The organism is Vibrio sp. 970 (genome assembly GCF_033339075.1).
Genome location: NZ_JAWOTW010000008.1, coordinates 1 through 19,682, shown reverse-complemented (window position 1 = coordinate 19,682; position 19,682 = coordinate 1). Strand labels below are relative to the sequence as shown.

Here is a 19,682-nt window from a genome sequence, read left to right as displayed (position 1 = left end):
TATGGAACGATTGGAAAAGCAGTTAGCACTTGTAATCGAGCTCGATAAACTCAAAAGCATTTTGCGCCGAACTCGAGTTAAAAGTGCTGAAGGGCGCCTCGAAAATAGTGGTGAGCATAGTTGGCATGTCGCACTGATGGCAATATTGATGGAAGAGCATGCGAATGCACCTGTTGATATTTGCCGAGTGATGAAAATGTTATTGATACATGACGTAGTAGAGATCGACGCGGGCGATACCTTTGTTTATGATACTGCTGCGTCTCAAGAGCAAGCAGAAAAAGAAATTAGAGCTGCAGAGCGCTTGTTTGGTATGTTACCCAGCGATCAGGAGCAAGAGCTATTGGCGCTTTGGCATGAATTTGAAGCCGCGCAGACCGATGATGCTAAGTATGCAAAAGCACTCGATCGGTTAATTCCAATGCTCTTGAACTACCATAATAATGGTCAGAGTTGGAAGGAACATGGTGTCTCACGCGAACAAGCACTTACCATTAATAAACGAATTGAATTTGGCTCTGTTACCTTATGGGACAAAGCGAAAGAGTTGATTGAAGAAGCCACAGAGAAAGGTTGGCTGAAATCGTAATAAAGGAGACTGAATGTCTTATTTGCCTTTGGACGAATACCAAAGAAAATGGATTTTTACGCATCAGTCGATGCCTGTGCCAGAAGAAGATTTGGCTTTTATTAAGCCGATGAGCCAAGCCCGCTCAGCACAATTTTGGAAAGAAAATATCAGTGCTCAAAGCCCTGATATGGATAGACTAAGTTCCCAAGACTGGCCAATGAACGAGGCGAATTGGTCTGAAACTGTGGATTGGATGGCTGCGTGGGAGTCGGATGATCCTGACATGCCAGCGGAAGCTGAGGCACATATCGATTGGCAAGACGATGTAACCGTTTACTTTTGCTACGAGAAGTACAATGTCATCGAAACGAAATGGTCTATTTTTAAAAAGCACTGGAAGAACTTTCTCTTTTATGACGATGGTCCGATACTAATAGGACGTCGCCGTTCGCAAGCACTTTGGTTTGATTCAAAAGGCAATGTGAAACTCGGTGTTCGTCAATAACGAGTTGTAAAGCAAAGCCACCTTTCGAGGTGGCTTTGTTTTTCTAAAGGCTGGATAATGGACTCAACACACCGCCAGCCCCGCGCTCGATAACGTGAGTATAGATTTGCGTGGTATATACACCCACGCTATAAGTGATTGTTTTTATTGGTGGCTATCACGCCCCGACTAAAGTGGGGCGCTGGTGGGACAATTCAGAATTATTAATGGTTATACGGATTAAAGTTCGCGTGTGAAGATTTGAACATTACTTTTAGCAACTCATACCCGATCTTACACGTCCGCTGGTTAGTCACGATTAGATCGTACTGCAGAACTGCACACTACTGTGTTATGGTGAGTTAGAAAGCCTTTTATTTCAGATAACTTTTTCTATTCCAAATGACGCGGTTGCCTACAAACAGCAGGCTAAAATCACTCCCTCACCGATAAAAACAAAGGAAAGTACCACTCTAAAACTCATAAACCAACAAAATAGTCTGTATCCAAGTTTTGAAAAGATACTAAGCTAAAGTACAAAATTTCTTTATTTCGGGGCAATCAAGAAGGAATGGTTTAATGTTAATGTGTTTCTTTAACTCCCAGAGCATTCTTACTTCATTTTGAGAGGTATAAATATCTATATTTGGTTTAACAAAGCCAATGTGAGAAATAAACATTGGCTCAGTACCTGTGTAATGACGCTTAGAGTATGACACCTTGTTTATCTTAGCTAAATTCAGATGATACTCCTCTGCCAGTCTCCGAGTTACTTTCTTGAAGAACCTATTAGGGTCAGTAATCTTGACACAATAACTACCGATGCCGTCTTTCATATCATCAGGGGCATACTTTTCCGTTGTGCATAGAACAAAGGCATCAGGGATTCTCATCGAGTGTGTTACATTACTAATACTTATGTTTTTCACCCCCGGACCTATTCCTCCAATACCAGATCTTGCAGCTATCATTTGAAGCCTTGGATCAGAACCGTTACCTGATATTGCGCCTGAATTGTACTCAATGGTACCTTCTCCAGCATCACCTCTAGCAGGATCATCATAGCCTCGACATGCCTCTAATGTGCTAACCCAAACTTTTCCTGATACCAACGCTTCCGCTTCACTCTTTTTTGGGAAAAAGCGATACAAACAATCATGATGCGTTTCACTTAAAGACTTAAGTATTTTAACTTTATCTTTTTTGGGTGTGGCTTCTAGTAGCGCAGACATATAATCCTCCAGAGGTATTCACAATCAGGTTATTATGTCATTGTTTTTATTTTGATTGAATGGCCTTATTTATTTGAAGCCATAAGCCCATTTAAATACTCGATCTGTTCGTGCGAGTGGGATTTCATGAATCGGCCGTAAACACGTTCCAACATCATCGTGCTCTTGTGACCCATCTGCTCCGCAATAAAAGATAGGTTTGCGCCTTTGGTGATCAGCCAACAAGCGTAGGTGTGTCGAGATTGATATGAGCATCGGTGGCGAACCTCCGCTCGCTTAAGTGCGCGTGACCATAGTCGATTGTAGGTTGTCGTCTTATAAGTCTCGCTAGGTTCTTGGCCGTTACGACGTTCTGGGATAAACACGAATCGAACGCTTTCCTGGCGAAAGGTGTTTGAACCTTTTACTTCCACAAAAATATCTCTTACCGGGCTAAACATGGTTAGTTCTCTTTGAGACTTAAGGGCGAGTAGCGCAGGCTCAAGTAGGTGAATTGTCCGCTCTGACTTCTTATTCTTCGGTGTTGTGAACTTTCGTTCAATCGTGACGTTACGAGTAACCTCGATTGTCCCTTTATCTAGATCAACATCTTCCCAGGCTAACGCACAAAGTTCACCAGTTCGCATGCCAGTGTAAATGGCTAAGGTGAACATATTCCGCTGCTGTAAGTTTGTCGTTGACTCTATTAGCTGGTGGAAGTCTTCTAGTTCTAGTGGATCTGGTTCACCAGAGCCACCACTTAGTAACTCAACATGCAGAAATGGGTTGTCATCGATAAATTTTGATTTAACTGCTAAATCAAAACATCGGCGCATTAGTTTGATCATATTATTGATCGTCTTTGCGCTTCGTGGTCTTCCATTGCGAGTAGGGGAGTCGACCATTAACTTTTGGCACTTTAGTGCATCCATAATCGTGATGGTGGAGATAGTACGTTCCTCACCAACAAACAAGCAGCATGCTCTTGCGGTAGTACTCAATACGTAGAGTGACTGCGAAGCCATAGTCGTTTTCTTCAATTGAATATAGTCATCAAACAACTCGCGAACAGTAAGGTTCTTACCACGCTGTTCTGGAGTCGCAAAGAGTTGAGCTTTCTTTGATGTTGGAAATCGAGATAAGTAATCAAATGTGCCTAATGAAATTTCAGAAAGTATAGAAGCGCGTAGATGGCTAGCTTTTTTTAAATTACCTTTGGTGACTTCCCAGCCTTTTAGGGTCTCTCGACAACGCATCTCGCGGTAAGTAAAACTAATGCGGATAGACTTACCGCGGATTTCTACACCTTCTGGTGTGTTCATTATGCAACCCTTTCTCTTGCTGAAAACTCATCGATGGCAACACGGTCATACTTAAAACTTTTGCCACCACCACTACTCTTACCGGATGCTTTTTTGAAGTGAACGCCTTCAATCCAACGAAACTGACGATAGTCTTTGATTTCATTGGTCGACATGCCTGTTAAATCAATTAAAAGGTCCTCTTTCACCCAACGGCTAGGTTCTAATTGAATCACCGTAAATGTTCTCATCGGTAAACTCCTATATAGTTGAATTGAGAGAAGAGCAGGGCAACCACCTTACTCTTCTTAATTTGGTGGTTGATGTGTTAATAGCAGCGAAGTAGTGACAGATAATGTAAGTTAATGAGGGCCATTACTTCACTCCACCAGGATATCGATTGAAGTTCAGGTTCTTACGACCACCTTTCGTTACGTCCTGATTACAAAAATAGAAAGCGGAACCTAACACGGGTTCATTTTCCATAATTGCTGCTAGTTCCTGCTCAAACAGCACATCATTCATTCGTTGTTTAACGGCTGAGTCCTTGGGTTGCTCTTTTGGTAAACGCGCATCAGTTGGGCGAAGTTCCATCACACCATCAACCGCTCTATTGATCTCTTCTTGTGTCATGCTCATCGCGAAATCCTTACATTACTTGTGCTGCATCTCTGGCGAACATGTTTAGAAATTGATTGGTGAGCGAGACATTAGAAGGACATTCTTTGCTGATGCCCCAGCCGTTGCTCTCGTTCTCTGGTTTAATCAGAGTTAGGTTGATCACTTCACAACCTAGTTGGTGACTAAAGTAAGGGGCCGATGTCGTGACCTGCCCGAATTGAGTATCGATGGTTGCCGCCATAGATATTTCCTCGCAAGATACACCCCCTTTAAGAAGAGGGCGCCAATATTAGTTAAGAGCTGAATGAGCCAATGAAGGTATCAATTTCGATCTCACCGTTTTTAAAGCACGCTTGAAGCTTGGTTTGGAACTCTTCGCCCATCTCTTCTTCGTGTTGTTCCAGCTTCTTGATACGAAGGACTAGAGTTTCATTACCTATCGTGCTCATGCGCAGTTCAAAGGTGCGTTCAGCCAAACCTAAGTAAGGCACACACGTGAACTTAAACACCGCAGGCATTGGGAACTCTTCCTTAGTGCGAACCGCAACAGACTCGTATTCAGATTGATGGTGGCTGAAGTCATCTACATTGGATTCACGCCCTGCTTTCGCTTCAAACTTCATATTGCGAATAGCGGCAGACGCGACGGAGTTTTCGATAACTTCCCCAGTGGTGGAGAAGACCTGAACGAACTCGCTGTAGTCTTCGACCCACTCAGCCAGTTTCTTTTGGCCAAGGCGTTCTTCGTTAATGTTTAGCAGGGCGTTAAATGCTGCGGTACGGCGCAGAATCAAGTTTGCTTGGTGTTTGCAGTGCCCAGGGAAGTTATGAGTACCAAGGTCAAAAATAGTTACTGCAGCCATACGTTCCGCATTGATAAAGCACTGATTACCTTCGGTTTGATACTCTTCGTGGTAATGCACAAACTCGTCGATATTTGCCGTCTTCATTGTGCCGCGGAAATAATTGCGGTTTGGCATGTACTCTTCTAAATCATGCAGATTGAAAGACTGAGGCAGAGCCGCAACAGGGAAGCCTGCCTGTTCTAACTGCTTTAAAAACTGCGGTGTATTCGCTGATTCTTGGATCTGCTGGATTGCTGATTTATCCATTTATCTATTCTCTCTTTGAGTGAGTTGCTGGTGGAGTGGGTTAGCCGCGTACTTCGCGCAGCATGCCTTCTTCAATAACGGCTTGGCCGTGAATATCTTCTTTTGGTCGGTCGTAGGTAAGTTTGCCGCCTTTGCCTACGTACGCGATTGAGGTGTATTGGAAGTCTTCTGACTTGGTACCGAATCCGGCTTTTGGCTCTTTTACCGACATGTTAACGGTGATTTCGACCATTTCGTTGTTGGTACCCATTGGTTTGAGCTTTAGATCCATCTTCACGTTTCCCTGCTTATCGCTGTAGGACACAGCTCGGGCTACGTTAGATAACGCCAAACCGACGACATTGGAGACAACGCCGCCGTCCAGTTCCTGCATCAGTTTTGGGAAGTTAGTGGTGCGGTCCTCAAGACTGAGGTTTCCTGCTTCTTGGTTAGACATGTGATTTCCTCGCGATCCACGTTTTGTGTATCAATAAAGTACACAAATTGTGTTTATTGTGTCAACACGTTTTGTGTACTTGTTTTGTTTGGGCCAAAAAAAAACGCCAAGCGGCGAGTTAAAAAGCAAAGAAATATGAGGAGATAGTTGTATTTAAATGGACAAGAAACCGCCGGGCGGCGGTATGAATAAATTAAAGCTGTTTAGATACTTGGTTGATGCATTGCAATAGGTTATTTGCGTTGATAGGAGTTAACACTCGGTCAGGAGACCTCGTCCAAAAACCGAATAACTTACCGTAACGCGAAATAAAGGTTACTTCAGTACGAAAACTACTGTAACGACCGAGAGTTAGGTTTTCTAACGACTCATTACTTTTTGCCTTATCAGATGCTGTTATTAGGGTTTCTCTAAATACCTTAAGATCATCTGGGTATAGGTGAAGTAAAATATAGTTAACACCATATTCATCGCTTACTGTCACAAAAAGCTTCTCTCGGTCGAAAGAATTAGAATAGCCAGTCTTTATTACACTGGAAGTCGAGGTTAATGTGCAGTTAGTGATACTCCCTTGTCCTGCTGTGTTTAACTTGGTCACTAAGTCCAAAAAATCTTGATCGCTATATATCGGGTTATTTATTGGAGTAACTTCTGACTGAGCGTTAGCATTAGTTTCTGGCGTACTAACGCAGCCAGTAAATGATAGCATCGCCAAAGAAGCGGCCATCATTTTTAAATACTTCATTTGTATGTCCTTATAGCATTACTGAATACCAGAATACCCGTCCGACAATAGTGATTTTTTGTTCTAACACTTGCGCTTCGGTGTATTCACGAGCTGGATATTCTAACTCATTGAAGCTGTATATTCTGAGGCCACCCCCGGGTAGTCGGTATAACTTCTTGATAAAAAGCTCACCATTGTGGTTGATGGCAAAAATTTTTCCTTCCATGAGTGTTTTGTTACCACAATCAATACCCACAGTAGAGCCATCAGGTAGAACAGGTTCCATACTGTTTCCATGGACAGCTACGCAGACAGCGTTCTCGGGTGCTACGTTGTAGCGACGAAGGGTGGATTTAGCAAAACGTAAGCGGAAACCGTTGTCGTGCTCTAAGTCGTTTACGAATCCATTTCCTGCAGAAAGTTTTATTTCAGATAAGAATGGCACTGCTACTTCGTCATCCCCAATAGGAGTCTTGCTATCCCAAACCTGCATATTACCGAGAATTTCTGCATTTGCTTGAGGCTGTTTCTCGATATTAGAGCTATCACCAAACAGTAGAGCTTTTGGTGAAATGTTTAGAGCGTTGGAAATTGTTTCGGCGTCGTCCAAACTGATGCTTCTTATTCCCGATTCATAATTACTGATACGCGAAGGCCCCCACCCACACTTAGTGGCTAGGGCTCTCTGGCTAAGGCCTTTCTCTTCTCGGAACTGCTTAAGTCGCAGTCCTATCTCAATTTTTTTTGTCATAAGAAAAAATTTAACACGCTCCGTGTGTGTTGTATGCACACTTTTTGTGTTTACTTGCAAACACGAATCGTGTACTTTTGCTGGTGGAGGGAACAACATGAACAAAATTTCAGAATATCGAAACAAAGCAAAGGTCAGCCAAGCAGGCTTAGCAAAAACTATCGGCGTAACACCATCAACGATCGGCAATTACGAGTCGGGTATCCGTAACATCAATGTCGAGATGTGCTGGAAGATAGTTAAAGCACTTAATCAGCTTGGTGCTGAATGTACGTTCGATGACGTATTCCCAGACCCGCAAGAAGATTGTGGAACAGAAGGGCAAGAAGTTAAACCACCAATCAAAGGAGCAAATGGTGAATAAGAAAGAGATGGTGAATAAAACCATTGCAGGCGTCACTGGTGGTAAAGAGGCGGTTGCTGCTGTTCTCGGTATGTCGATCGACAGTTTTAACAATCACCTATACGAGAAGAAGGGTTCTCGCTTTTTTAGTGTTGATGAGCTGGTGGAAATGGCTGAGCTAACCAACACCCCATATGTAGCAGAGTACTTTGCTAACCGTGTTCATTGCATGGTGGTAGAGCAACCTGATGTCGCAGAACTGGATACCGTGGATATGTTCGATTGCCATTTACACCTTAATGCTGTGAAAGGGCTTTTGGATAAAACCATTGAAGAAGCGAAAGCGGATGGTGTGTTTGATGCTCGCGAACGTGCGCTCATCGCTCAATTAAAAGCGGAATATCACGCAACTTTCGAAGCCTTCATGCTGAAGCTCGATGCGTTGTATGCGGAGGTTGTATGAAAACAGAAATATTTTGGCAAACCGTTTCACAGATGGCAGACATCACCTGCAGCTCGGCAAAGCTAATGGTGGCGCAAGGCCAATCGTCAGAAGTCTACGAACGTGAGCAAATTCAGCTGTTGAAAGCAAAGTGCGAACGTCGATTACGAGTAATAGATGAGGAAGTGGCTTTAAACCGCGGCAACGGTTTAAAGCCGGGTTGTGATGATTCTTGCGAGGAACAATCACAGCTCACTCAGTCACCAGCAAAGATCACGGAGGAGTGATGGAAAGAATAACACTCAATTATTCATTGTGGTACCACCAAAACCAGTTTTACAAGGTGGAGAAGGGGCAGAGCATCATTCTCACCCATGATGAATTAGCAGACTTGTTTGAAGCAAAGCGCATTTACGTAACTGCTGTTTATAAGGGGATGCTCCGTGGTTAAAGAACGTATCGAACGAGATTTCTATCCAACACCTTCTTGGTGTGTGAAAGCCTTATTGGACTGCATCGAGTTTCGCGAGGGTGATGTTATCTCTGAGCCTTGCCGTGGTGATGGCCGTGTAACGAACGAGCTACCAGGTGGACACACTATCAAGTATGCGGAGCTGGCCGAAGGTATTGATTACCTAAACCCTAAAAAAGACATGTCTGCAGATGTGATCATTACTAATCCACCTTTTAGTTTGGCGTTGGAGTTTATCGCAACGGCTATGACCCGCGACCTACGGCATGACGGCACCATGTGCTTCTTGCTTCGCCTCTCTATGTTGGGCAGCAAAGGTCGTGCAGATTTCTGGCGTTCTTTCCCTTGGACAAACCTACTGATCCTAACACCGAGACCATGCTTTGTTCATGGTGGAAGCGATAACTCTGAGTATGCATGGATTTGTTGGGATAGAGGAAACCGTATTAAGCGCCCTGCGTTCTGGACGTTGAAGAAAGAAGAGGTGGAAGCATGAAAGTCATCCCAATGATCTTCAATACTGAAATGGTGAAAGCACTTCTTGATGGTCGCAAGACAGTTACACGTCGGCCAGTCAGCAAAGTAAGAGCGGGAACCATCGATTGTCGTACTTTTAACAAAACAGTTGTATCTGGGCGTCAGCGGTTTGCTGTAAATCAACAAAACCCAAATCAAGAATGGCTTCCATATCCGTTTGTGGTTGGTGATCTAATTTGGGTTCGCGAGACGTTTTGTACAGACCCAGATTGCGACCATGACTCATGGGACGACCATGAACTTAGCTTTTTTGAATGGAATAACTGTGGCTGTTCTGCTGCGTTCTTGCCTGATGCTCTAAAAACTAATGAACATTGCCTCTTTAAAGCAGGAGGATTTCCAGATCTTAAATGGACACCGTCAATCCATATGCCTCGCTGGGCTAGCCGATTAACACTTAGGGTAACCAACGTTCGCATCGAGCGAATCAAAGACATCACTGACGAACAAGCTAGAGCGGAAGGCTGTTGGTATGGAGTTGGTGGTGGGGAAGTTGATTTGGCGGTACCTCCTCAGGATCACTTTCCAACCTTATGGGATTCGATCTATCAGAATTGGGATGAAAACCCTTACGTCTGGGTAATCGAATTCGAAGTTATTCACCAGAACATCGACAAAGTTGTATCTGAAATGGGGGATGTATGTCAGTAAAGGTAATGAGCTACGTTTGGGACATTCCGAGTTTTAAAGGTTCTGATAAGTTGGTGATGCTTTGCCTAGCTGACCATGCGGACGATAGCGGCCTTTGCTGGCCGTCTATCGATACTATTGCTCGTAAGTCTGGTGTTTCACCTACCACTGTAAAATCGACACTTAAGAAACTGGAAGCTGCCGGATGGTTATTCAAAAAGAACCAATTCAAAAAGGCGGACACTGGCCGTTTAGTCCGTTCGAATAATCAGTACCAGTTGCCTGTGATGCTTTTGAAGAAGAAAGCAGATGAACAGACAGATTTTGAACAGTCGAATTTCGTCTTTTCAAAAGTCGAACGTTCGAAACTCGAACAGACGAAACAACCAGAGGGGGTAGGTCAAATTCCGACTGGGGGTAGGTCGGAATCCGGCTATAAACCACCAATAGATCCACCAATAGAACCATCAAGTAAAGATCTTGCTCCAAGCGAACCGCTCGAAGCCGAACCAGCACTGTTTGAAATTCCTTTGAACAGGAAAGGGCAGTTTCATGGAGTAACTCAACCAGACATCGACCGCTATTCGGATTTGTTTGGTGCAGTGAATGTTCGTGCTGAGCTGAAAAAAATGATCGCTTGGTGCGATGCCAATCCTCGTAAGCGGAAAACCAAGCAGGGTATTGAGAAGTTTATTCAAGGTTGGCTTGGCAGAGAGCAAGACAAGGGGCGTTATCTACCACCACAGCAAGGTGATTCCTCAGTGGATACTCAGGACGAAGTGACCGTGATTCAGCGAGAAGTCGCTTTGCTAGAGAGCTCTATCAACTCAGAAAATCAGCGCATGTTGTACTTGATTGACGCTAAGCGACCTCAACATGAAGTGGAACCATCAAAGCGAAAGATCGCAGATTTGTCGGCCAAGCGCAGAGAGTTACTGGAGCGTGTTGCGAACCTAGAGGCGGTGTAGGGGGGCGAGAATGGCAAGTAAAAAGGATTTGGTTGAGGTAATGAAATCTCGTCGTCGGCTTTGGTCTCCGAGCGAGCTGTGTGATGAATTAGGTATTCACGTTTGTGACTTAGTTAGATTGGTTAAGGCGGCTCGCCGTTCTGGTGTGGATGTCCGGCATGAGAGTAGTGAACTTACGGGGTTCTCGAGTAAATACTGGTTAGCGGAGGGAGTCGAGTGTTAAGTATCAGCACCCAAACAGAGATGACAATGAGTAGTCGAGAGATTGCGGAACTGACAGGTAAGCGTCACGACAATGTTCGACGCACTATAGAAAGTTTGTGGGACTTGTCTTTAATTTCGGTCACTCAATTTGAGGAACCGACCGTAGGCGGAGGGAAGCCAACGAGGGTTTATCATGTTAACGAAGAAGGCTCTTACATCGTCGTGGCGAGACTATCTCCAGAGTTTACCGCGAAAATTGTCAAACGATGGCAAGAGCTAGAAAAGCAGTCTCAACCACAAGTTCCTCAAACTTTTGCTGATGCTCTTTTGCTTGCGGCCAATCAAGCCAAAGAACTGGAAGAAAAGAACCAGGCATTAGCTATCGCAGCGCCAAAAGCCGAGTTTGCAGATGCTATTGCTGGAGCGGATAAAGGTGTGAAGCTTGGTCAGTTTGCTAAAACAGTAGGCTTGGGGCCTGTCACTATTTTCCGTGTACTTCGAGAGTTAAAGATCTTTATGAGCCGTGGTGAATCTTACAACTTGCCGTATCAGGAGTTTGTAGAACGTGGTTACTTTACGGTGAAACAGGGTACTTACGAAACTAACTCCCAAACTAGGATCAGCCACACGGCCTTGATTACTGGAAAGGGTGAAATCTGGCTGCGCAAAAAGCTGTTGGAAACAGGTCACCTTAAGGCGGTGGCAGCGTGAGTCAGTTAGAGAAGTTGTTGTTGCAGCATATAAGAGCGTTGAAGTTGGAAGTACCTATGTCTGAGTATCGATTTCACGAGACACGCAGATGGCGCTTTGATTTTGCCTATCCCGATCAGCAGCTGGCTATCGAAGTAGAAGGTGGGACTTGGAGTAATGGTCGCCATAATCGAGCGAAAGGTTTTGAAGCAGATTGTGAGAAATACAACACGGCAGCATTGAGAGGTTGGACTGTTTTGCGTTTTACCGGAGACATGATCAAAAAGGGGTTGGCGATACAGATGATTGAGGAGGCATTAAGTGATTAAGGTAGATATCGATATTGTGCCCATTCTTAACGCTGCGGTGATCGCTCTGACACCCAATACTCAATCGTTAAAGTCACTGCTGGTGGACGGTAAGATCGGATTAGTTTCTCCCAATCAACGTTTGGCCACAAAGACCGCTGGAGGGTTGTCTTCGGATGACCTCTCTTTGGTGGCGTTCTTCGCGCATGATGACGTGCAACTGCTTATCGGTAGTACAGCTAAGTATGTTGATACGATTTCCGAGTGTCAGCTGAAGGATGAGGGCTACTGCAATCATAATCTGAAAACTCGGGTAACCGGTGAGGGAGCGATTCGTTTGTGTTGGCATCACGACAATATGGCCGACGACAGTCACCAGGCGTTTTCGATAGCCCGAAAGAATACGGTTCGCCACGGTCTGATGGTTGTTTCTCGCCAGCTGCATGGTGAAGTAAGACACATCACGGATGTTGATTTGTGCTGGTGGGCCGTTCGCAATGACGTGTATTCATTACTTCCACAGTCTGTTCTCGATCGCCAGCTCAAGCGAGAAGAAGGCAGCAAGCGAGTCGGTGTGCTGGGAAACGTGGATACGGATGCCAGGTATGTATTCGAAGATCTGCGTGAGCAACTACAACGTTTAGCTAAGCCAGTTCTCAAATTAATCATCGATGACGATCCACCAGCGATGTACCTAAGAAAGCCGAAGCCAATCCGTTGGGAGAGTGAGAAATACCTTTCATTCGTGCGAAAGTTACCCTGTCGCGTATGTGGTAAGACTGCAGGTATCGCTCATCACCTAATCGGCCACGGAGAAGGGAAGATGGGAAGTAAGGCTTCGGACATGTTTACCTTCCCGTTATGTAATGAACACCATCAAGAACTGCACCGCGATATGAACACTTGGGAACATCAACACGGCGATCAGCTCTGGCATGTGAAGGAGACGATTAATAAGGCGCTGGTGGTTGGGGCGTTGGGGTGAGGTGCGATTTCGAGAAGGTTTGGCTGCTAGCGCAGCCAAACATATTGAGAGGCAGAAGGTTCATATTTGTTAGCCGTCTTCACAAAGGTGTATCCATAGTTTCAATTTAAGGGATTCTGTCATGGACCAAACGTTATTAACCAACCAAGAAAACAACACCGAATGCTCTATACATCTAACACCATCTTTTGGCTCACCAGGATAGGCATTCGGATTTGTAGAAAACAGTACAATTTTCGTTGTATCAGTTACAAACTTTTCATATTTTTCAGGTGGCAATGGGTCAGGGTATTTACCCGATTTTACTTGGACACTACAAACTTCAGAACGTTTGTTGACCATAGAAAATTCAAATGTAGGCTTACTTCTAAAGCACGTTGATTTAACTAAACACCAACCTTGTGTTTGTAAATACATTGCAACCGTATCTTCGAGTTCATCTGGTGTCATGATAGAAAAAAGTGCATACACATCGATTTCTTTAAGTTTGCTAGATAGAACTTTTGTGTCTATTTCGGGACACCAGTTAGGGTCGACAGATAACCGTTCAAAAATAATGTCATTGCAATTCCTTTCTTTAGAATTGACTTTTATTCGTTGAATTATTCTTTGTGCAATGGTTCCTCGTTGAACGGCACCTGAAACAAAGATCTCAGGAACTTTAACCCACTGTGCTTTCCTTGCATGACCAAGATCAAAGCGAGAAAACTGTTCATCAATTTCAGAGCCTATTACAATTTCCTCTTTAGCTCGACATAGATAGTAATCTCCTTGCTGGTGCAACCAAACATGATCCCCACACTTTACATCTTCGAGTAATTTACGCACAGCATATGGCCATTTGTTATACCTTTTAATAACCAAAGACTTTGCTTCCTCCAAAGTATTCGGTTGAGACTCTAAATATGCAGCAGACCACCCAACGCCTAGTAAAGATTTTTCTCTGCATAAATCGAATGCATTTAAATGCGATTCACTATCGGGCTTTATAGATAATTTCCATGTACTCATAGAGATACTCCTAAATGGCTAACGCCTTGTTTAGGGTGAGCAACGCAATGCCGATGCCGCCGCATACCAATTTAATCACTAAAACCAACGCGTAGTAAAACTGCCACGCGTAGCGAATCCCTCTTGAACAGTTTTTAGTGTGTGTTGTACTCACCTGTTCTAATTCTTCTAAAAATTTCTCGCTCGGCAGCACTAAGAGCATAATAGTGATTGCCACCTTTAACGGTCGTAATAACACTATTGTTGCAATTTTCGCATATGAAGTGCGTTTTATCCTCTTCATAAAAGGTGCCACAAGAGCTATCGTCATAAACTAATGTTGCATCGCAAGATGGGCAGAAACACCATAAATTAGATATTTCGTTGTTATCCCAAGACCATCGCCATTTGGTCGAGTAAAAGTAGTCTTCTTGATAGTTTGTATAAGTAGGTTGCTTTTGAGGTGTTCTTAACGATCGATAGATATTAAAAATGCCAACCAGTGTCAGAAGTATGATTGGAATCCAAGCCCATCCAGGTAAAGCATAGGTATCAATTAAAGCTCTCCAACACCATGAGGCAAGAGACCAGATCCAATCAATAACTGCCATCCCGTAATTTCTTAACTCAGGGATAAAAGTTAGGGCGACTCCAGCTACAATAGATGCTATTGCCCCGTTTCTAATAGATTTAAAGGAATTTTCGCTCATATTTCTCCTAGCACACGAACACAGCGTTAGGGTTTACGCAATACATAAGTTTCTGCAAACAGCCTTGAGTACAAACCCAATACATACCAGCAATGCCTTACGAGCCAAATCCCACTTAAACGTCATATTTATATTTCAAGCAATTGATATGGTGCGGCTAAACCCATAACTAATTCGTGTCCCGTATTGCCAGATACAACACGTTTATATGGATCAGTTTCTAATTTAAACGATCCAAAACATAGCACTTTCTTACCAGGTGTAATAAAACTATGACTTAAACCGAACTTTAGTCGTGCAACGGGGTAAATATTGTTTCCAGTACTCTGTAGCTTTGGCAAAAATTCTGCTGAATGGAAGCGCCTTGTTGGGGTACTAAAACTGACTTGTCGTATCTGACCTATGACTGCCGCTTTAACAGGTCCGTTTTTAACTACTTTCTTATGTAAAGCATCATAGTGTTTTACATCAAAGAAGAAATCGTCCCATCTTATCTTTTCTTTATCCACCACGACGAAAATTGATTGACGTTTCGTTGGGTTTTTACGCCCATATTCATACAGGTCAAACAGACCGTTTAGATTATTTACATAAGGAAGTTTTTTACCGCGGGTTCTGTATGTACGCTTTACCGTGTCATGATTATGGTTTTTTAGAAAGTCATTTTCCTTACCTTTCATTTTTGCTTGGTCTTTGTCATCCATTAGGTGAATACGGAAAACTCGACTTCCATTAGCCAAAGCTGTCAATATTTCATTCGATGAGCCAGCTGCATTGATTACTTGCTTGCCTTTAGTCGCAAAAGAACAGGTCACTGAGTGAAGTTCATATTTGGCTAGTCGAAAATAAGCAGGTACTTGAGTCGTTCTTGACTTTCCAACTCTTTGGCTTGCTGAAACATACTCAAGTTCCGCTATGCAGTCCTTGCCGCCACAAAAAATTGGACTTGGTCTACCGAAAGCTAAATAATTCAAAATCGTTACTTGGTTTCCATTAGAATCATAACCAAATGGAATCTTTACTCCACTCACTCCACTCTCCTATGTACAGAACGCCGTATTAAGTTTTGAGCATCGTTACCACGAAACCTAACCCGTTGCGTCGTAAACTCAAAACCCAACTATGAAATGAAAAGTGCCAAGCGTTGGGATTCAATCTTAAACACTTAAATGCGCTAATCCAGTTCAGTGGTGCTATCTATTTGCACTTCTTCATCAGTTAACTCTCCACCACGAGATATTTTCAAATTGAATCTTTTGAAGGATGAGAAGAAGTCCTCAAATGACATATTGACTCTTATCTTTCGTATTGAGTCGTCATTCTCATCCTCTAATAAGATGCTTACCCAAACTGGCTCATCATCACTATCTACAGCAAGATCACTGACGTACATTTCGACACCGATTAAATGCTCAGAATCTTCAGCATGTCCCCCTTCTATCAACCATGTGATGAGACTATCGTTATCTGAATCATCAGCAGCAGCTGTACCTATATAGTCATCATATTGGACATTTGCGGTGAATGTTTCGGTATACATTTTAATAGTCCTCTAGCTCATATTCTTAGGTCTAAATGCAACTTACATTAGATATGAATATTCAACAAAATACATAGCTCACATTTTTAACCCTTGAGTATCTAACGGTTACTATCAGTTTATTGGTGATATGGACCGTGGCGTCTAAAAGAAAGTATTAGTAAAGCGTTGGTGGCCGGCACGGTGGGATCTAAATATCATTCTTTAGATTTAAATTACCAGGTAAGACCAGTTAATTTAATTTCATAAAGTTCATTCTTATCATTGTGATAAGTTTGCTATCGTGGCTTATTACTCAAAATTCTCTGAAATTATCTCAATAGTGAGAGGTGTCGGTTGTTTCATATTTCTATGCTGGCTTGGTGGCACACGGAGCAGGTGCATATGTGCCCTATAGCGGCAAAACAACACGATCAGGGGAATAGAGTATGAATAGTAAATTAGGCATCGGTGTGTTAAGTCTCTTAACACTGAGCATCATTGCTACACCAACCTTTGCAAAAGGTAATGAAAAAACCAATGGAGGAACAACGCCACAAGGCAAGCCTTTTGTATATATTGGTGAACAAATTGAAGTGATTGAAGCCGTTCAACTTTCTCTACAAGAACAAATCGATGATTTAGTCGGTGACGTTTCAAGCATAGAAGAGCATTTGGACGCAACGGAAGATGCCATTGAAGCTTTACAAGCTAAAGATGCGGCTTTACAAGCATTAATCGATGCAAATGCAGGGAACATTACTGATTTACAGGGTGAGATAACGCGCCTTCAGGATGAGTTAGATAAACTCAGAACTGATATGACGACCGGTGACGATATTCTGCAATCGAAAATCGATACTAACCTTGCTCTGATTGGAGTCCTTCAGCTTGCGGTTGCAGAATTCAATACTCTCCAAGGGCAGATTGACGCATTGAAAGCTGAAAATACTAGCCTACGACTAGCGATGGAAGCAGGGGACTTATCACTTCAATCACAAATTGATTCCAACGACACCTTGATTGTTAACCTTCAAAGTCAAATTAATTCAATCGGTCTCCTAGAATCACAAATTGAGGCCAATAAAGCTTTAATTTCTGGATTACTTTCACAGGTCAATTCGCTATCTATTAGCATAGATCGATACGCAAGCTACATGAATAGAGAGTGTCAGCCTGGAGAGTTCTTACACTCTACGAACGTTGATGGTTCATATGTATGTGAAGTTGGCAGTGGAAGTGGTGGAATTGGAGGATTCCTTCAACTTAGAGTCGTTAGTGTTACGACCATCCCCAAAAACAGTGGTGGAAATGCTATGGCTGAGTGCCCATTGGGAAGTATCATGACTGGTGGGGGATATGAAGCGACTTCTAGTATTGACGTATTACAATCTAAACCAGCGATTATGGGAGGCGATGTCTCAAATAGTGGCTTAAATCGCGCTTGGTTTGTGGTAGGTCTGAATCGCAATTCACCATATGACGTTAACCTTTATTCTACGGCGATCTGCTTACAACCAATTTAAGTTATTCCTTTCATTTCGATAAGCGGGCTTAAGCTTGTAGTGCCTAAGCTCGCCATCGTTGAGTAGAAGAACCTCTCTTTTAAAGGGATAATTTAGGAAAACTGGAACTTAAACTCACAGCCAAACCACATTGTTCTTGGTGTCTTTTGCGACTCCTTTTGTTTAAGTAGTGATATGGAGTTTGGCGTGTGAAAGAGAACATTAATAGAGCGCTGGTGGTCTAGGCTGTAGAGCAAATCAACCCTAGCTCTCATTTTCCTCTAAAAATGTGGAATTTACCTACAACAAATGGCAGATTAATACTTTATGCAAACAATAGATTATACCTCATAGTTAATGATCCGAACCATAATTGAAGCTCCTTCCACTCTCTGTATATATAACCACAGTACAACAAAGCAGACTTATGAATTACTCCAACGGATAAATAATTCATGCTTGCAGCGTGGGGAGTACATAACTCTGGATTTAAGTAAGGTAGGCAATGTTACCGCGGCTGCGTCGGTCTTGTTGTTCGCAACCATTAACACCTGTCAGCTTATGAGCGGTAACCCAAACACAGTGAAATGTATTTTCCCTAAAGCAGACAGAAACCCTGTTGGACATCGTTATATCGTCAAAACTGGACTATCCAAAGCACTATTAGCAGGTAGCTTTGATAAAATAGAGGCCCTCAATGAGTCTCAGAATTACTACCAGACTGGAGTAGACCCACTAAAGCTTCTTATGGTTACTCTCGATTTATTTAATAAAAATTTACCGAGTCAGCAAACCGACATTTTGATTTCTGGTATTGGTGAGGCAATGCTGAACGTGATTCACCATGCCTATAAAAAATCAGGGAGTAATACAGAAATTGATCCTGTAAAAATAGACATTGTTGATAGTCTTGGAGAAAGGTGGTGGCAATGTGCTTGGTATGATGAAAGTGAGGAATCTTGGACATTTATTATTTGTGATATTGGCCTTGGTATTGCGCAAACTTACTTGCGTGACATGAGTGTTATTGGAAGCGCACTCCCATTACAAAAGGCATTGTCAGAGGCTTTGACTGGTGGGAATAGCCGATTCATAGGTTCGGGGAGAGGCAATGGCTCCGAGGATATGAAAAGACCTGTGGATGATAGTGCAAAAGAGGAACTTCTGATTTATAGTAGTGGGTATAAATACCAATATAATTCTAGTTTTCGTCAGGGGCAAGTTGTGCCTCTAGGGTTGTTTTTCCACGGTACGTTAGTGCAATGGACATTATGTGCTGATTGTTTAGGTGGTTGATATGATTACAATTGATGTTGCAACATTCTCGCAGACTCCATTTGGTAGGTATGCACAAGACAGTGATTTTAGTGCCGAAAAGTTCCGAGATACTGTATTAATTCCAGCCATTCAGGGATCTCATGGCGAAGACGTTGAGGTTGATTTCTCTAAAGTGGCGCTAGGTGTAGGTTCCTCCTTTCTAGAAGAAGCTTTTGGCGGACTGGTTCGAAAAGGTTTCGATAAAAAAGAACTCATAGCTCATATTCGTGTAAAAGACCGCATAGGAATATACGATAAGCAAGTTAAGAAGTTTATCCAAGAAGCTCGTGCCTAGGAGGGAAGTTGGAGGCCATTCTTAAATATAGCGGTTTGATAAGTGTTCTCTTAGTTATCATAGGTTGGGCTGTTATCTACAGAAATGCAGTCAAGATTGCAACTAGAGCAGAAACTAAGTCTCTGATGGATGATTTGTTCCGCATTTTCGATTCTATTGAGAGTCTGTCGGTAGACTATTGGTTATCAGGCAGAAAAAACAGAATCGATTCAGATGAGTTTACTTTACTATTTAATGCAAAACTATTGACCTTGAACAGCAGGTTAGAGCAATTAGAGCATAGGAAAGTTGATGTAAGCGAAGTAGATCTATCAAAGCTTGCAGAGCTGATAACTATTGATTGTGAAGATGTAGACAGAAAGTCAGATAGTGATAAGCGAGCAAGGGTACAGCTAATTCTAGACCATATAAATAAGTCGACTGTAGGCTTGTATTCAAACTTCCAGCATGCGAACAAGCCTGTACATTGATAGATGTGACCCGTCCTGATATGGGTTGACACTTTTTAACTAAAACGCTCGATGTACTTCATCGGGCGTTTTGTATTTTAAAG

Annotated in this window: 31 protein-coding genes; 17 read left to right on the top strand and 14 right to left on the bottom strand. The window is 42.9% G+C overall.

Annotated elements, in window-relative coordinates:
• Position 1: 1 nt before the first annotated feature.
• Together R7Q11_RS13330 and R7Q11_RS13325 are read left to right on the top strand one after the other, a co-directional pair.
• A complete protein-coding gene (locus R7Q11_RS13330) occupies positions 2-589 on the top strand; it encodes an HD domain-containing protein (protein WP_005376917.1) in 588 nt (195 codons plus the stop codon).
• A gap of 13 nt (positions 590-602) precedes the next feature.
• The gene (locus R7Q11_RS13325; RefSeq protein WP_017636094.1) at positions 603-1,076 is read left to right on the top strand and encodes a DUF2947 domain-containing protein; all 474 of its coding nucleotides are present in this window, start codon (positions 603-605) and stop codon (positions 1,074-1,076) included.
• A 503-nt stretch (positions 1,077-1,579) separates the two neighbouring features.
• On the opposite strand, the gene R7Q11_RS13315 is transcribed toward R7Q11_RS13325, so the two are convergent.
• From R7Q11_RS13315 to R7Q11_RS13275, 9 genes are all read right to left on the bottom strand, one after another.
• Positions 1,580-2,287, bottom strand: coding sequence for a hypothetical protein (locus tag R7Q11_RS13315; RefSeq protein ID WP_213866478.1), 708 nt, complete (start codon positions 2,285-2,287; stop codon positions 1,580-1,582).
• Positions 2,288-2,352: 65 nt separating this feature from the next.
• Positions 2,353-3,588, bottom strand: coding sequence for a site-specific integrase (locus R7Q11_RS13310; protein WP_213866479.1), 1,236 nt, complete (start codon positions 3,586-3,588; stop codon positions 2,353-2,355).
• A complete protein-coding gene (gene xisR, locus R7Q11_RS13305; protein ID WP_047104247.1) occupies positions 3,588-3,818 on the bottom strand; it encodes an excisionase family protein in 231 nt (76 codons plus the stop codon). Before xisR ends, R7Q11_RS13310 begins: the two co-directional genes overlap by 1 nt.
• Before the next feature lie 124 nt (positions 3,819-3,942).
• Positions 3,943-4,206 carry a hypothetical protein gene (locus tag R7Q11_RS13300; protein WP_213866480.1) on the bottom strand — a complete coding sequence of 88 codons (264 nt, stop codon included), beginning with the start codon at positions 4,204-4,206 and terminating at the stop codon, positions 3,943-3,945.
• 10 nt (positions 4,207-4,216) lie between these two features.
• A complete protein-coding gene (locus R7Q11_RS13295; protein WP_005376930.1) occupies positions 4,217-4,429 on the bottom strand; it encodes a hypothetical protein in 213 nt (70 codons plus the stop codon).
• Between the two features lie 52 nt (positions 4,430-4,481).
• Positions 4,482-5,300, bottom strand: a complete 819-nt coding sequence (locus R7Q11_RS13290; protein ID WP_213866481.1) for a DUF2303 family protein — start codon at positions 5,298-5,300, stop codon at positions 4,482-4,484.
• A 40-nt stretch (positions 5,301-5,340) separates the two neighbouring features.
• On the bottom strand, positions 5,341-5,736 hold the full coding sequence (locus tag R7Q11_RS13285) for a hypothetical protein (RefSeq protein WP_005376932.1): 396 nt from the start codon (positions 5,734-5,736) through the stop codon (positions 5,341-5,343).
• A 193-nt stretch (positions 5,737-5,929) separates the two neighbouring features.
• Positions 5,930-6,481: a hypothetical protein gene (locus R7Q11_RS13280; RefSeq protein WP_213866482.1), complete on the bottom strand. Its 552-nt coding sequence runs from the start codon at positions 6,479-6,481 to the stop codon at positions 5,930-5,932.
• Positions 6,482-6,491: 10 nt separating this feature from the next.
• The gene (locus R7Q11_RS13275; protein WP_140144385.1) at positions 6,492-7,214 is read right to left on the bottom strand and encodes an XRE family transcriptional regulator; all 723 of its coding nucleotides are present in this window, start codon (positions 7,212-7,214) and stop codon (positions 6,492-6,494) included.
• A gap of 97 nt (positions 7,215-7,311) precedes the next feature.
• Here R7Q11_RS13275 and R7Q11_RS13270 point away from each other — a divergent pair, with 97 nt between their 5' ends.
• The 11 genes from R7Q11_RS13270 to R7Q11_RS13220 are packed head-to-tail and all read left to right on the top strand — an operon-like array spanning position 7,312 to position 12,793.
• The gene (locus R7Q11_RS13270; protein ID WP_140144387.1) at positions 7,312-7,578 is read left to right on the top strand and encodes a helix-turn-helix transcriptional regulator; all 267 of its coding nucleotides are present in this window, start codon (positions 7,312-7,314) and stop codon (positions 7,576-7,578) included.
• Complete coding sequence (locus tag R7Q11_RS13265) at positions 7,568-8,020, top strand: YmfL family putative regulatory protein (protein WP_140144389.1); 453 nt, start codon at positions 7,568-7,570, stop codon at positions 8,018-8,020. Before R7Q11_RS13270 ends, R7Q11_RS13265 begins: the two co-directional genes overlap by 11 nt.
• Complete coding sequence (locus R7Q11_RS13260) at positions 8,017-8,286, top strand: hypothetical protein (protein ID WP_086485273.1); 270 nt, start codon at positions 8,017-8,019, stop codon at positions 8,284-8,286. The genes R7Q11_RS13265 and R7Q11_RS13260 overlap by 4 nt, the downstream gene beginning before the upstream one ends.
• Positions 8,286-8,450 (top strand): hypothetical protein, encoded by a 165-nt coding sequence (locus R7Q11_RS13255; RefSeq protein ID WP_171343079.1) that lies wholly within the window; start codon positions 8,286-8,288, stop codon positions 8,448-8,450. Before R7Q11_RS13260 ends, R7Q11_RS13255 begins: the two co-directional genes overlap by 1 nt.
• The gene (locus R7Q11_RS13250; protein WP_213866483.1) at positions 8,443-8,967 is read left to right on the top strand and encodes a DNA methyltransferase; all 525 of its coding nucleotides are present in this window, start codon (positions 8,443-8,445) and stop codon (positions 8,965-8,967) included. Before R7Q11_RS13255 ends, R7Q11_RS13250 begins: the two co-directional genes overlap by 8 nt.
• Positions 8,964-9,659 (top strand): hypothetical protein, encoded by a 696-nt coding sequence (locus tag R7Q11_RS13245; RefSeq protein ID WP_213866484.1) that lies wholly within the window; start codon positions 8,964-8,966, stop codon positions 9,657-9,659. The genes R7Q11_RS13250 and R7Q11_RS13245 overlap by 4 nt, the downstream gene beginning before the upstream one ends.
• Positions 9,650-10,606 (top strand): helix-turn-helix domain-containing protein, encoded by a 957-nt coding sequence (locus R7Q11_RS13240; RefSeq protein WP_213866485.1) that lies wholly within the window; start codon positions 9,650-9,652, stop codon positions 10,604-10,606. Before R7Q11_RS13245 ends, R7Q11_RS13240 begins: the two co-directional genes overlap by 10 nt.
• A gap of 10 nt (positions 10,607-10,616) precedes the next feature.
• Positions 10,617-10,829, top strand: a complete 213-nt coding sequence (locus tag R7Q11_RS13235) for a hypothetical protein (RefSeq protein ID WP_213866486.1) — start codon at positions 10,617-10,619, stop codon at positions 10,827-10,829.
• Positions 10,830-10,855: 26 nt separating this feature from the next.
• Positions 10,856-11,521: a phage antirepressor KilAC domain-containing protein gene (locus tag R7Q11_RS13230; protein WP_225466506.1), complete on the top strand. Its 666-nt coding sequence runs from the start codon at positions 10,856-10,858 to the stop codon at positions 11,519-11,521.
• Positions 11,518-11,829, top strand: coding sequence for an endonuclease domain-containing protein (locus R7Q11_RS13225; protein WP_213866488.1), 312 nt, complete (start codon positions 11,518-11,520; stop codon positions 11,827-11,829). Before R7Q11_RS13230 ends, R7Q11_RS13225 begins: the two co-directional genes overlap by 4 nt.
• Positions 11,822-12,793 (top strand): DUF968 domain-containing protein, encoded by a 972-nt coding sequence (locus R7Q11_RS13220; protein WP_213866489.1) that lies wholly within the window; start codon positions 11,822-11,824, stop codon positions 12,791-12,793. Before R7Q11_RS13225 ends, R7Q11_RS13220 begins: the two co-directional genes overlap by 8 nt.
• Before the next feature lie 69 nt (positions 12,794-12,862).
• On the opposite strand, the gene R7Q11_RS13215 is transcribed toward R7Q11_RS13220, so the two are convergent.
• The 5 genes from R7Q11_RS13215 to R7Q11_RS13195 all read right to left on the bottom strand — a co-directional run bounded on the left by R7Q11_RS13215 (position 12,863) and on the right by R7Q11_RS13195 (position 16,033).
• Positions 12,863-13,804 (bottom strand): hypothetical protein, encoded by a 942-nt coding sequence (locus R7Q11_RS13215; RefSeq protein WP_213866490.1) that lies wholly within the window; start codon positions 13,802-13,804, stop codon positions 12,863-12,865.
• 10 nt (positions 13,805-13,814) lie between these two features.
• On the bottom strand, positions 13,815-13,958 hold the full coding sequence (locus R7Q11_RS13210; RefSeq protein ID WP_225466505.1) for a hypothetical protein: 144 nt from the start codon (positions 13,956-13,958) through the stop codon (positions 13,815-13,817).
• Positions 13,939-14,493 carry a hypothetical protein gene (locus R7Q11_RS13205; RefSeq protein WP_213866522.1) on the bottom strand — a complete coding sequence of 185 codons (555 nt, stop codon included), beginning with the start codon at positions 14,491-14,493 and terminating at the stop codon, positions 13,939-13,941. The genes R7Q11_RS13210 and R7Q11_RS13205 overlap by 20 nt, the downstream gene beginning before the upstream one ends.
• Before the next feature lie 128 nt (positions 14,494-14,621).
• Positions 14,622-15,524, bottom strand: coding sequence for a hypothetical protein (locus R7Q11_RS13200; protein WP_213866491.1), 903 nt, complete (start codon positions 15,522-15,524; stop codon positions 14,622-14,624).
• 143 nt (positions 15,525-15,667) lie between these two features.
• Positions 15,668-16,033, bottom strand: coding sequence for a hypothetical protein (locus R7Q11_RS13195; protein WP_213866492.1), 366 nt, complete (start codon positions 16,031-16,033; stop codon positions 15,668-15,670).
• Positions 16,034-16,461: 428 nt separating this feature from the next.
• On the opposite strand from R7Q11_RS13195, the gene R7Q11_RS13190 reads away from it, so the two are divergent.
• The 4 genes from R7Q11_RS13190 to R7Q11_RS13175 all read left to right on the top strand — a co-directional run bounded on the left by R7Q11_RS13190 (position 16,462) and on the right by R7Q11_RS13175 (position 19,599).
• The gene (locus tag R7Q11_RS13190; protein WP_213866493.1) at positions 16,462-17,538 is read left to right on the top strand and encodes a coiled-coil domain-containing protein; all 1,077 of its coding nucleotides are present in this window, start codon (positions 16,462-16,464) and stop codon (positions 17,536-17,538) included.
• A gap of 540 nt (positions 17,539-18,078) precedes the next feature.
• Positions 18,079-18,813 carry a hypothetical protein gene (locus tag R7Q11_RS13185; RefSeq protein WP_213866494.1) on the top strand — a complete coding sequence of 245 codons (735 nt, stop codon included), beginning with the start codon at positions 18,079-18,081 and terminating at the stop codon, positions 18,811-18,813.
• A 1-nt stretch (position 18,814) separates the two neighbouring features.
• On the top strand, positions 18,815-19,129 hold the full coding sequence (locus R7Q11_RS13180) for an STAS-like domain-containing protein (RefSeq protein WP_213866495.1): 315 nt from the start codon (positions 18,815-18,817) through the stop codon (positions 19,127-19,129).
• A gap of 8 nt (positions 19,130-19,137) precedes the next feature.
• Entirely contained in the window at positions 19,138-19,599 is a 462-nt protein-coding gene (locus R7Q11_RS13175; RefSeq protein ID WP_213866496.1) for a hypothetical protein, read from the top strand.
• Positions 19,600-19,682 lie beyond the last annotated feature (83 nt).